This window comes from Stenotrophomonas chelatiphaga (assembly GCF_032054965.1).
Classification (GTDB): domain Bacteria; phylum Pseudomonadota; class Gammaproteobacteria; order Xanthomonadales; family Xanthomonadaceae; genus Stenotrophomonas; species Stenotrophomonas chelatiphaga.
The window spans coordinates 98,297-109,928 of record NZ_DAMBRS010000007.1; the positions used below are offsets into that span (position 1 = coordinate 98,297).

Genomic DNA, 11,632 nt, shown 5'->3' on the forward strand with positions numbered 1-11,632 from the left:
CTGCCTTGATCGGTAGTGACGGCCGCTGGCCGTCATTGCATGCATCCGGGATGACGGCCAGCGGCCGTCACTACCCTCAACCCGGCGGATGCACCGTCAGCGCTACCAGCCGCAGCACCAGCGGGCGCACCACCAGCACGCAGCAGAACGCCACCGGCATCGCCAGCAGATAGGCCTCCAGCACGCGGCCCAGGTAGGCCGCGTCCACCCCGGCATGGGCCGCGGTGATCACCAGGCACATCAGCATCGCCATGATGCCGGCCATGAAAAAGGCGAACACATAGGGCGTGGCGCGATGGCCGAACTTCAGCCCGCGGCGGGCCGGCAACGCAGTGGAATCGGACATGGAGGGGGCCGTGCAGGAACAGCCTCCCAGCATGCCCGACGCGCAGCGCCGCTGCAGCCCCTGCGTGCTTGGGGCAGTCCGAAGCAGAACTTTGCCCCCGGCCATGGCAGGCTGTGCGGTCATGAACCTGTTACAGCTCATCCGCACCTTCACCCGCACTGCCGAAGCCGGCAGCATCGCCGGCGCGGCGCGCGCACTCGGCATCAGCGCCACCGCGGTCGGCCAGAACATCAGCCGGCTGGAGGCCCACCTGGGGGTGCGCCTGTTCAATCGCAGCACCCGTTCGCTGTCACTCAGCGAAGCGGGCGCGCTGTACCTGGCCAAGGTGCAGCACATCGAAGCGGACCTGGCCGGTGCGCAGGCGGCGATCAGCAGCGGCGACATCGAACCGGTCGGCCCGCTGCGCATCGGCTGCAGCCGCGCGTTCGGGCGCCACGTGCTGGCGCCGATGCTGCCCGCCCTGCAACGCCGGTATCCGCAGCTGCAGCTGGAACTGCGCCTGTCCGACCGCGCCGTGCGCCACGCCGAAGAGTCGGTGGACGTGAGCATCCGCATCGGTGCACAGCTGCAGGATGGGCTGGTGGCACGCCCGCTGGCGCGCATCCCGTTCGTTTTCTGCGCCGCTCCTTCCTATCTGGAACGGGCCGGCACCCCGACCTCACCGGAGCAGCTCGCCGATCACCGCGCGCTGCTGTTCCGCTTCCCCGCCGACGGCCGTCCGCTGCGGTGGGGGCTGGTGGGCGAACAGGGCCGCGTCGAGGCGACCATGCAGCCGGGGATGATCTGCGACGACATCGATGCCTTGGCCGAACTGGCCGCGGCCGGCGGCGGCATCACCCGGCTGGCCGCGTTCGTCGCCGAACCCTATCTGCGCGACGGTCGCCTGCAGGCCGTGCTGGTCGATGATCCGGCGTGGCGGCCGGAGCCGATGGAGATGTTCTTCTGCCTGAGTGACCGGCGCGATTTCACCGCACGCATCCGTGTGCTGTTCGAGCACCTGCAGGCGGGCTTGCCGGTGGCATGGCAGGTGCCGGCGGGGTGACGGTCAACGGGCGGACGGTCATCAGCCGTCCCTACCGGTCGCGGTCAGGTGCAGGCTGAGGCCCAACGTACGCGTCACCTGCAGCACGGTGGCGAACTGGGCCGGGCGCCGGCCGGTCAGCTCGCGTCGCAGCTGGCGACACGATACGCCGCTTCGTTGCGAGAAATCACGCACGCCTTGTGCGTGCACGATGGCCGCCAGCGTGCGGGCGATTATCTGCGCGTCACCGTTGCTTTCGATGATGCAGGCTTCCAGCAGGGCGGCAACGGCAGCCGGGTGACGGAAGCGTGCAGCGAGTTCGAGCAGTTCGAATGTGGTCTTGTGCGCCGTGTTTCCTGCGGCATCGGGCGGGGTGGAGGACGGCGTGGGATCGGTCTGGGCGTTGTCGAGCATCGGTGACCTCGCAGCGTGGAAGGCCACCTGCGCGGCAGCGCAAGGTGGCGGACGGTGCGGGTAGCAGTGCCGGCATGTCTGGATCCACTTCGACCGGCGGATCAAAGATCCCCACGCACCGCCCGCCATGGAACTGGCGAGGCAGTGCATTCTCCGCCGTGCCCGAGGGCACGAACAGAGAGGATCCGGACATGTTCGGGACTGCTATCCCGGCTGGGCCAACGGGCACCAGCGGGACTATCGTGCGCAGCCGGGGCTGATCGCGTCCATGAGGAAATCTGTGTTTTTCCGGCTGGAGCGTGGCACCAACAGGAGTAACGCCAGCCTGCTCCGGCTGCCAAGCTACGATGAAAGATATGAACATACCGATCAAAGATAAGTAGAGCAGACATGGAAGTATTCGAAGAGACTTCACTCCTCTTGGCCACAGAGTGCCTCTCTATCTGGAAGCGAATCGGGTTCATGGCCTATTGCTGTGAACGTATGATTCCGAATTACCGGCTCTTCAATGAGGAGACTGGATTTGGCAGTGTCGATGTGTTGAGGCAAGCGCTCGACAGTGTATGGACCTGGATGGAGCGAGCGGAATCGCCACTCGATCTCGAGCGGCTTGTCTCCGCGTGCGACCTCCAAGCTCCCGACACTGAGGATTTCAGCTCTATCTACACCTCTGCAGCGTTGGATGCGGCTTCGGCTGTAGCTCTGACGCTTGAATCAATCGAAACGGCAGAGGTGAATCAGCTAATTGAGGTCGCTACGCTGGCCAGGGATACAGCCTTCATGTTCTCCGACTGGCAGAGTGGAGGCGAAGCGCTAGAAGTCAGTAAGCTCATGCATCCGGTGCTTGAGCTGGAGCTGCGTACACAGCGCGAGAGTTTGATGTTCTTGAAGCGCATGGGAGAAGACCGTCGACATGGCGCCGCGCAATTGCGCGCTCTCTGGTCGAACCTGCAGCAGGGGAGTCTACCGGACATAACCACGGGCTGAGGGAGTGCCCGCGCAAGCGTGACGACCAACGGTCGTCACCTACCAAGCGCCAGGGCGCGGGCATGACGGCCAGCGGCCGTCACTACTGGGGGCCACGGCGTGACGACCAACGGTCGTCACCTACCAAGCGCCAGGGCGCGAGCATGACGGCCAGCGGCCGTCACTACCGGGGGCCAGGGCGTGACGACCAACGGTCGTCACCTACCAAGCGCCAGGGCATGACGGCCAGCGGCCGTCACTACCGGGTCAGCGCGTTTCGAAGACGCCGCGGGCTTCGCGCGGTTCGCAGCGCAGGTACTGCGGGGCCGGCACCACGCTGTCGCCGAGTGCGGCGGCGGCGTGCCACGGCCAGCGCGGGTCGTACAGGATGCCGCGTGCCAGGGCGATGGCATCGGCATGGTTGTGGCGCAGGATCGATTCGGCCTGGTCGGGCTCGGTGATCAGGCCCACGGCGATCACCGGCATGCGGCCCTTGGCCTTGATCGCCGCGGCGAACGGCACCTGGTAGCCCGGGCCGATCTCGATCTTCTGGCGTTCGTCCAGGCCACCGCTGGAAACATGCAGGAAGTTGCAGCCGCGCGACTCCAGGATCATCGCCACGGTCTCGGTCTGGGTGATGTCCCAGCCGCCAGCGACCCAGTCACTGGCCGAAATGCGCACGCCCACGGCGATCGACGGCGATACCGCCGCACGCACTGCGTCGTACACCTCGATCAGCAGGCGCATGCGGTTCGGCAACGGACCACCGTAGCCATCGGTGCGCTGGTTGCTCAGCGGCGACAGGAACTGGTGCAGCAGGTAACCGTGCGCGGCATGCAGTTCGATCAACTGGATGCCCAGGCGCTCGGCGCGGCCTGCGCTTTCGGCAAACGCTTCAACGATGCCGGCGATCTCCGCTTCGGTCAGTTCGTGCGGGGCCGGGTTGCCGGCGTGGAACGGGCGCGGGGACGGCGCGACCGGCGTCCAGCCATTGTCGTCATCGGCGGGAATCTGCTTGCCGCCTTCCCACGGACGCGACACCGAAGCCTTGCGACCGGCGTGGCCAAGCTGGATGCCGATCGGCATCGTCGACCAGCGGCGTACCGTCTGCAGCACCTTGTCCAGCGCGGCTTCGGTGGCGTCGTCCCACAGCCCCAGGTCGGCATGGCTGATGCGGCCGCGCGGCTCGACGGCGGTGGCTTCCAGGATCAGCAGGCCGGCGCCGGACTGGGACAGGTTGCCCAGGTGGATGGTGTGCCAATCGGTGGCCTGGCCGTTTTCGGCGGAGTACTGGCACATCGGCGCGATCACGATGCGGTTGGGCAGGGTCAGGGGCCCGAAGGTGACGGGCGACAGCAGCTGGCTCACGTGGGGGATTCGCAGGGGAAAAAGACAGGGGACTATTGCAGCGCCGATGGGGTTGGAGATCAAGCGCTGTGTTGGATCACAGGGTCGTGCTGGTAGCGCCGAGCCATGGCGCCAGCGCTTCGGCGCAGTCGCGCTCGTCCTTGAAGGCAAGCAGTTCATCGGCACGGGTGCGGCCCCGGTTCAGTGCGGCCACCGGCAGCCCGGCCTTGGCTGCGGCCTGCACGAAGCGGAAGCCGGAATAGACCATCAGCGATGAGCCCACCACCAGCACCGCATCGGCGCGCTGCAGGTGGTCATGCACGGCCGCGACGCGTTCGCGCGGTACGTTCTCACCGAAGAACACCACGTCCGGTTTCAGCAGGCCACCGCAATGCAGGCAGCCCGGCACGTTGAAGGGGGAGAAATCGGTCTCCAGGTCGGCATCGCCATCCGGTGCGATGCCCGCTTCCAGCGCGTCCCAGCCCGGGTTGGCCGCCATGAGGCGCTGCTGCAGCTCCTCGCGGCCGCTGCGCTGTTCGCAGCCCATGCAACGCACGCGGTCCAGCCGGCCGTGCAGGTCGATCACGTTGGCACTGCCGGCACGCTGGTGCAGCACGTCCACGTTCTGGGTCAGCAGCACCTCCAGCTTGCCGCTGGCTTCCAGCGCGGCCAGCGCGTGGTGGGTGCCATTGGGCACGGCGTGGCCGAAGCGCGGCCAACCGACCAGGCTGCGCGCCCAGTAGCGCTGGCGGGTCGCCGGTTCGGCCATGAAGGCCTGGTAGGTCACCGGCGGGGTGCGCTTCCACTGGCCGTCGGTATCGCGGTAATCCGGAATACCCGAGGCGGTGCTGCAACCGGCGCCGGTCAGCACGAACAGGCGGCGGGCGCGCGTGATGAAATCGGTCAGCAGCTGGTTCATACCCGCTCAGATGGGGGCAGCCCGGCCACCGTGCAAGCGCCGGCTCAGGCGTCCGGCGCGGCTTCAGGCAATGCCGGGACCGCAGTGGGATGGCCTTCGTCATCCAGCGCGATCATCACGAAGTGGCCGCGGGTGCACAGCTTGCGCTCGCCGTTGTGCAGGTCCTCGGCGATCAATTCCACCTGCACTTTCATCGAACTGCGGCCAACTTCCACGATACGGCCGATGGTTTCGACCATCTGGCCGATGCGGATCGGCAGCTTGAAATCGACCTGGTCGCTGCGCGCGGTGACCACGGTGCGGCGCGAGTAACGCGCGGCGGCCAGGAATGCAGCCTTGTCCATCCATGCCAGCGCCTGGCCACCGAACAGGGTGCCCATGTGGTTGGTGTGGTTGGGGAAGACGATCTCCGCCATGCGCACTTCGATGGGCGGCACGGTGTCGGGAATGGGGGTCATGAGGACGGGTCGGCTGGGGGGTGAGGCGGATTCTAAGGCAGGTGGCGTGCATGCGGCGCTACACTTCGGCACCTCACTGCACTGGCCGCCGAGCCTTCGACGCCTCCGATGCCGCAGCGATGCTCCTATCTCAAGAACGACGGGCCGTCCTGCGTATGAACGGGCTGTGCCGTCTGCTGTTCAAGGCTCGCTGCCTGCGATTGACTCAACGTATCAGCACGATGCAGCGACTCCGCCTCAGGCGCACGCAGTGCATCCATCGTATTCATATGTCCTCTGCGATGGGCAGGATCATCAATTGCTCCCTCCACTATGAAGACCCTCTCACCACGAGCGAGGTTTTCTGTCGGGTTGTTGAGGACAACATGGTCAACCCGCGAGAGTCCCTGCTCCTTCGCCAGCACCAACAGGCTCGCGGTCATGCGCTGGCTCGAGTCGTCCCACCGCTTGCCATGCTCGGCATCCAGGCGCTCCACGCCAGCCCTTATCTGCGTGTAAAGAGCACGGTCAGCGTCACCGAGCTCCATTGTTGAACAGGACACGCGAGGCAGTGAAGTCGAGTCGTCGGTGACAGTGCCAGCTCGCTCAGCAACCGCAGTGCGCTCGGTGTCAGATGCTGGCTCCGGCCTACGCCGCCGCTGCGAAGGTGCTATGTGCTGATCGTAGTACGCGCCGTAGTACAGCTCGTATGTCGCATGGGGACCAACAGACGGAGCCTCCGTCTTGAACACCTCGGCAATCTGTCCAAGCGCTTGGCTACGATTGATGCGCCCGGCCTGGAGTTCCACCGCAATGGCTCCATACTGCTGTGGCCGACTTCCCGTACCTGACACGCCAATGTCCGGTCCCCCAGCCGCGACAATTTCGCGCTGGACCTGGACGTTGCTGAGCGTCGCAGCTGCTTCGCCTCGCAACCTGCTGTTTACATAGGATTGCCTGGACGTCAGATCTGAAGGTTCGGTAAAGAGATGGTGCCCAACTTCGTGAGACAGTGAACGTGCGATCCTGGAGCCTTGCCCGATCGCGTTTTCGTCAATAACGATCTTCTCACCGGGAACAAGATAGGTGCCCCTACCGGCTTGCCCCCAGACGACATCCAGATCGTCGCGTTCGACCTGCGCCAGACCCGCTCGAAGTGTTGGGGACTTCGCCAGCAACGGTACCAACGAGGGGTCAGCCAATGGCGAAGCCGGACGACTTGAGGCGACTGGGCGGCCATCCTCCTGCTGCTGTGGCAGTGCAGATTCTTCAGTGCGCTCCATGGTGTCGCTCCTGCGCCGTGACAGGGGATCAGCGCTGACTGATCAATACGTGGGTCAGCGTCTTCTGGTCAGGGGCGAGCTCGAGCACGACCTTGGCACCGTTCACCTGCGCGGACCAGTAAGCGCGGGAGCCAGGCGCATCGGGGTGAGGTGGATCGATGGTGGAGTCCTCCCAGATGATTTCCTCGAGCGCGACGCCCGGTGGCGCGACATCAAAGGTCAGCCTTGCAAGCGCAGGATTGTCGGCATCACTTCTCAAGGTGATGTTCCGGACCTCAAGGTCGCCCAACATTCCGCGCTCGCCGGTCCGCTCGTTCCTCAGGCCCTGTCGAGTCGGCTCTCCCAGACGCGTACGAAGCAGTTCGCTCAACGCATCGACGTCACTAAAACGCACTGTAGTCAGACGCTCGATGTCGTTCTTGAATCGCTCCATACCAATGTCACTCGCTGATTTGACGGGCTGTCTTTGGTTCAAGTGATGTGAGGGAATGGGTGGCGCACCGCTCGAACACGCTGACAGGAACAACGCCACAATCATCAGTGTGAGGCAGCGACACGCGGCGACCAAGAGGCGGCCCCGACATCCATCTGCTGCTGAAGAAATGCACTTCTCGACCCATGTTTCCATGAACGGACCTCTCGCGCCAATCCCACTTTCGCGAATCTAGCACGACGTCTGGGGTCAGGCAGGTGACTGACCGTGGACACTCAGCGGCACGGTGTCGGGCTGGTCGGTCATGGGGGTACCGGCATGAGAAAGGGACGGAGCGATTATGTCGCATCCGTCCCTTTTTCAGTTCAGTGTCGCGCGTTGACGGGTGTGGTTGACGGCCAGCGGCCGTCACTACCCCCGCTTCGCTCGCCGAGCATGACTCGGCGCCACCACGGTTACGCGTTACCGATCAGAAGTTCATGTCGAAGGCGACTTCGCCCTTCACGCCGACCTGGTAAGCCGAAGAACGGCGTTCGAAGAAGTTGGTCAGCTCCTGCACGTCCTGCAGTTCCATGAAGGACAGCGGGTTGCGCACGTTGTACTTCTTTTCCATGCCCAGGCGGTGGAAATGGTTGTCGGCGCAGTGCTGCAGGTACTGGCGCATGTCGCGGGTGGAAATACCCGCCACGCCACCGGACAGCACGTCTTCGGCGAACTGCACTTCGCACTCGATCGCTTCGGCCAGCATGTCGTACACCTGCTGCTTCATCGCATCGTCGAACAGGTCCGGCTCTTCTTCGCGGATCACGTCCACGCACTCGAAGGCGAACTCCATGTGCGCGCTTTCATCGCGGAACACCCAGTTGGTACCCGACGCCAGGCCGTTGAGCAGGCCACGCGAACGGAAGTAGTACACGTAGGCGAACGCAGCGAAGAAGAACAGGCCTTCGATGCAGGCGGCAAAGCAGATCTGGTTGAGCAGGAACTGGCGGCGCTGGTCGCGCGTTTCGATCCGGCGCAGGTCCTGGATGGAATCGATCCACTTGAAGCAGAAGTCGGCCTTCTTCTTGATCGAATCGATGTTCTCCACCGCGGCGAAGGCTTTGACGCGCTCGTCCGGATCCGGCAGGTAGTTGTCCAGCAGGGTCAGGTAGAACTGCACGTGCAGCGCTTCTTCGTACAGCTGGCGCGACAGGTACATGCGCGCTTCGGGCGCATTGAGGTGCTGGTACAGGTTCAGCACCAGGTTGTTGGACACGATCGAATCGCCGGTGGCGAAGAACGCGACCAGGCGGTGGATCAGGTGGCGATCGGCCGGCGACATCTTCGAATGCAGGTCGCTGATGTCGATCTGGAAGTTGATCTCTTCCACCGTCCAGGTGTTCTTGATCGCGTTCCGGTACATCTCGTAGAACTGCGAGTAGCGCATCGGACGCAGGGTCAGTTCGAAACCTGGGTCGAGCAGCATCTGGTTGGGTTTATCGGCCATGGTGATTCCTTGTTTCACGGCGACAACGCCGAGCATGGCTCGGCGCTACCGCTTCTACGATGATGTGACGGAGCGTGCCGATTACTGGCACGCCTCGCAGCTTTCCGGATTTTCCAGCGAGCAGGCGATGGCATCGACCGGATCGACGGCGGCCACGTGGCTGCTGACGGTGGTCTTGGCGATCTTGGTGGCCGGACGCGAACGCAGGTAATAGGTGGTCTTGATGCCCTGCTTCCAGGCGTACATGTACATGGACGACATCGCGCCGATGTTCGGGCTTTCCATGAACAGGTTGAGCGAGGCGGACTGGTCGATGAAGGCACCGCGGTCGGCGGCCATGTCGATCAGCGAACGCATCGGCAGTTCCCACGCGGTGCGGTATACGTGGCGCAGCGTTTCCGGGATCTGGGCAATGCCCTGGATGGAGCCGTCGGCCAGCTTGATCGCATCGCGCATTTCCGGCGTCCAGTGGCCCAGCTTCTTCAGCTCGGTCACCAGGTAACGGTTGATCTGCAGGAAGTCGCCGGACAGCGTCTCGCGCTTGAACAGGTTGGACACCTGCGGTTCCACGCACTCGTAGCAGCCGGCGATGGAGGCGATGGTGGCGGTCGGGGCGATCGCGATCATCAGCGAGTTGCGCAGGCCGTGTTCCTTGATCCGCTCACGCAGGGCGTCCCACCGCGCGGTGTCTTCCGGCACCACGTTCCAGGCATCGAACTGCAGCTCGCCGCTGGCCGCACGGGTGTCGGCGAAGGACGGGTGCTTGCCACGTTCCTGGGCCAGTTCGACCGAGGTTTCCAGCGCGTGGAAGTAGATGGTCTCGGCGATCTTCTTCGACAGCGCGCGGGCTTCGGCACTGTCGAAGGCCAGGCGCTTGCGGAAGAACACGTCCTGCAGGCCCATGCAGCCCAGGCCGACCGGACGCCAGCGCAGGTTGCCGCGGCGTGCCGATTCGATCGGGTAGAAGTTCAGGTCGATCACGCGGTCCAGCTGGCGGATCGCCAGGCGCACGGTGTCGGCCAGCTTGTCGAAATCGAACTCGCCGTGGCCGTCGAAATGGTTGCCCAGGTTGATCGAGCCCAGGTTGCACACCGCGGTCTCTTCGGCCGAGGTGACTTCCAGGATTTCGGTGCACAGGTTGGACAGGTGGATCACGTTGCCCGGACGCAGGGTCTGGTTGCTGGCGCGGTTGCACTTGTCCTTGAAGGTCATCCAGCCGTTGCCGGTCTCGGCCAGGGTGCGCATCATCCGCGAGTACAGCTTGCGTGCGGAGATGGTGCGGTTGGCCTTGCCCTGCGCTTCGGCCTGCAGGTACGCCGCTTCGAAGGCGTCGCCGAACAGGTCGGTGAACTCGGGGACCACACGCGGATCGAACAGCGACCATTCCTGGTCGGCCTCGACGCGCTTCATGAACAGGTCCGGGATCCAGTTGGCCAGGTTCAGGTTGTGCGCACGGCGCGATTCGTCACCGGTGTTGTCACGCAGCTCGAGGAAGTCCTCGATGTCGGCGTGCCAGCTTTCCAGGTACACACAGGCCGCGCCCTTGCGCTTGCCACCCTGGTTCACCGCGGCCACCGAGGAATCCATGGTCTTCAGCCACGGCACGATGCCGTTGGAATGGCCGTTGGTGGACTTGATCAGCGAGCCACGCGAACGCACGCGGGTGTAGCTGACGCCGATACCGCCGCTGAACTTGGACAGCTGGGCGATGTCGCCGTACTTGGAGTAGATGGATTCCAGCGAATCCTGCGGCGAATCCAGCAGGAAGCAGGACGACAGCTGCTCGTGGGTGGTACCCGAGTTGAACAGCGTCGGCGAGGACGGCAGGTAATCCAGGTTGCCCATGCGCTTGTACAGCGCCAGGGTCTCGGCCACGTCTTCGCTCAGCGCGCTTGCGATGCGCAGGAAGAACTGCTGCGGGGTCTCGATCACCTTGCGGGTGTGCGGATGGCGCAGCAGGTAGCGGTCGTACAGGGTACGCAGGCCGAAGTAATCGAAGTTCAGGTCCAGCGTCGGATCGATCGCGTCGTTGAGCTTGCGTGCGTTGATCTGCACGAAGCCCAGCAGGCGGTCGTTGATCAGGCCCACTTCGTGGCCACGGCCGACCGACTGCGAGAACGCGTGGATCTCCTGGTTGGACACTTCCTTGGCGATGAAGTTGGCCAGCAGGCGCGCGGCCAGGCGGCCGTACTCGGGCTCTTCACCGATCAGCAGGGCGGAGGTGCGGATGGACAGCTCATCCAGCTCCTGCGTGGTGGCGCCGTTGTACAGGCCGGAGATGGTGCGGGTGGCCACGCGCATCGGATCGACCGAATGCAGGCCTTCGGAGGAACGCTGCACCGCGCGGACGATCTTGTTCAGGTCCACCAGCTCGGTCGTACCGTTGCGCTTGGTCACACTCATGGTGTTGGCAGTCGGCGGCGACGTAAGCAGGAACTCGCTTTCCTTGTCGATGGTGGCGCTGTTTTCGGTGGTCACGGCGGTGGTCCTCTGGGCGTGAGATGGGATGCACGGCGCGCCTGGGCAGGCACGTTCCGGTGCGGATCAATCCAAGGATGAAAGAAGGGTGTCGCACAAAGCGCGACAGCGACGGAAAGCCCGCACACCGCACCCTGCAAAACCTGTCATCCGATCAGAGATCACGCAGCCAGCGCCGCACATGTGCACATGCGGCTGTCGGCAAGACGGAAAGGCTCCCGAAAGTACCGTTGCGGGGCAGTGCCGGAGTCCCTGCGGGCAGGGGTCCAGGCTTCCCGTCCGTGCCCTCGACTTGTGGTCGAAGACACCGACGGCCACAAGATAGTGGGGGTAAGGGGGTCCGTCAACGCCAAATGTAGGGATTTCTCCTAATCCCTTGCAGCGCAAGGATCAGCGCTTTCGACCCCGCCCGGCCGCGGCGGCACCCGCCAGAAACGGGTGCGCAGTCAAGGCCGCAGGGCACGATTCTGGCGTGACAGCGGGGCGCGATCAACGCAAC

General features: G+C 64.4%; 11 protein-coding genes. 2 read left to right on the forward strand and 9 right to left on the reverse strand.

The window, feature by feature from the left end:
- Nucleotides 1–76: 76 nt before the first annotated feature.
- Nucleotides 77–346 (reverse strand): DUF2798 domain-containing protein, encoded by a 270-nt coding sequence (locus tag RTX79_RS10895; RefSeq protein WP_309688969.1) that lies wholly within the window; start codon nt 344–346, stop codon nt 77–79.
- Between the two features lie 121 nt (nt 347–467).
- Between RTX79_RS10895 and RTX79_RS10900 the strand changes: the two genes are divergently transcribed.
- Nucleotides 468–1,388, forward strand: a complete 921-nt coding sequence (locus tag RTX79_RS10900) for a LysR family transcriptional regulator (RefSeq protein ID WP_312683698.1) — start codon at nt 468–470, stop codon at nt 1,386–1,388.
- A gap of 21 nt (nt 1,389–1,409) precedes the next feature.
- Here the strand turns inward: RTX79_RS10900 and RTX79_RS10905 are convergent, their stop codons facing one another.
- Complete coding sequence (locus RTX79_RS10905; protein ID WP_312683700.1) at nt 1,410–1,781, reverse strand: transcriptional regulator; 372 nt, start codon at nt 1,779–1,781, stop codon at nt 1,410–1,412.
- Nucleotides 1,782–2,171: 390 nt separating this feature from the next.
- Between RTX79_RS10905 and RTX79_RS10910 the strand changes: the two genes are divergently transcribed.
- Nucleotides 2,172–2,768, forward strand: coding sequence for a DUF416 family protein (locus tag RTX79_RS10910; RefSeq protein ID WP_312683702.1), 597 nt, complete (start codon nt 2,172–2,174; stop codon nt 2,766–2,768).
- Between the two features lie 246 nt (nt 2,769–3,014).
- Here RTX79_RS10910 and RTX79_RS10915 read toward each other — a convergent pair whose 3' ends face one another.
- The 7 genes from RTX79_RS10915 to RTX79_RS10945 form a co-directional block, all read right to left on the reverse strand.
- Entirely contained in the window at nt 3,015–4,115 is a 1,101-nt protein-coding gene (locus tag RTX79_RS10915; protein ID WP_312683703.1) for an NADH:flavin oxidoreductase/NADH oxidase, read from the reverse strand.
- 76 nt (nt 4,116–4,191) lie between these two features.
- Nucleotides 4,192–5,013 carry an NAD-dependent protein deacetylase gene (locus RTX79_RS10920; RefSeq protein ID WP_312683705.1) on the reverse strand — a complete coding sequence of 274 codons (822 nt, stop codon included), beginning with the start codon at nt 5,011–5,013 and terminating at the stop codon, nt 4,192–4,194.
- A 44-nt stretch (nt 5,014–5,057) separates the two neighbouring features.
- A complete protein-coding gene (locus RTX79_RS10925) occupies nt 5,058–5,471 on the reverse strand; it encodes an acyl-CoA thioesterase (RefSeq protein WP_123699900.1) in 414 nt (137 codons plus the stop codon).
- Between the two features lie 125 nt (nt 5,472–5,596).
- Nucleotides 5,597–6,733: an XVIPCD domain-containing protein gene (locus RTX79_RS10930; RefSeq protein WP_312683707.1), complete on the reverse strand. Its 1,137-nt coding sequence runs from the start codon at nt 6,731–6,733 to the stop codon at nt 5,597–5,599.
- A 28-nt stretch (nt 6,734–6,761) separates the two neighbouring features.
- The gene (locus RTX79_RS10935; protein WP_312683710.1) at nt 6,762–7,166 is read right to left on the reverse strand and encodes a hypothetical protein; all 405 of its coding nucleotides are present in this window, start codon (nt 7,164–7,166) and stop codon (nt 6,762–6,764) included.
- Between the two features lie 469 nt (nt 7,167–7,635).
- Nucleotides 7,636–8,655 carry a ribonucleotide-diphosphate reductase subunit beta gene (locus tag RTX79_RS10940; protein WP_057507585.1) on the reverse strand — a complete coding sequence of 340 codons (1,020 nt, stop codon included), beginning with the start codon at nt 8,653–8,655 and terminating at the stop codon, nt 7,636–7,638.
- An 81-nt stretch (nt 8,656–8,736) separates the two neighbouring features.
- Nucleotides 8,737–11,133 carry a ribonucleoside-diphosphate reductase subunit alpha gene (locus RTX79_RS10945; RefSeq protein WP_057507586.1) on the reverse strand — a complete coding sequence of 799 codons (2,397 nt, stop codon included), beginning with the start codon at nt 11,131–11,133 and terminating at the stop codon, nt 8,737–8,739.
- Nucleotides 11,134–11,632: the final 499 nt, after the last annotated feature.

What these genes read in the sequence shown, in the direction of transcription:
- RTX79_RS10900 (WP_312683698.1), top strand. Translation starts at nt 468, where the DNA reads ATGAACCTGTTACAGCTCATCCGCACCTTCACCCGCACTGCCGAAGCC.
- RTX79_RS10895 (WP_309688969.1), bottom strand. Translation starts at nt 346, where the DNA reads ATGTCCGATTCCACTGCGTTGCCGGCCCGCCGCGGGCTGAAGTTCGGC.
- RTX79_RS10940 (WP_057507585.1), bottom strand. Translation starts at nt 8,655, where the DNA reads ATGGCCGATAAACCCAACCAGATGCTGCTCGACCCAGGTTTCGAACTG.
- RTX79_RS10910 (WP_312683702.1), top strand. Translation starts at nt 2,172, where the DNA reads ATGGAAGTATTCGAAGAGACTTCACTCCTCTTGGCCACAGAGTGCCTC.
- RTX79_RS10920 (WP_312683705.1), bottom strand. Translation starts at nt 5,013, where the DNA reads ATGAACCAGCTGCTGACCGATTTCATCACGCGCGCCCGCCGCCTGTTC.
- RTX79_RS10905 (WP_312683700.1), bottom strand. Translation starts at nt 1,781, where the DNA reads ATGCTCGACAACGCCCAGACCGATCCCACGCCGTCCTCCACCCCGCCC.
- RTX79_RS10930 (WP_312683707.1), bottom strand. Translation starts at nt 6,733, where the DNA reads ATGGAGCGCACTGAAGAATCTGCACTGCCACAGCAGCAGGAGGATGGC.
- RTX79_RS10935 (WP_312683710.1), bottom strand. Translation starts at nt 7,166, where the DNA reads ATGGAGCGATTCAAGAACGACATCGAGCGTCTGACTACAGTGCGTTTT.
- RTX79_RS10925 (WP_123699900.1), bottom strand. Translation starts at nt 5,471, where the DNA reads ATGACCCCCATTCCCGACACCGTGCCGCCCATCGAAGTGCGCATGGCG.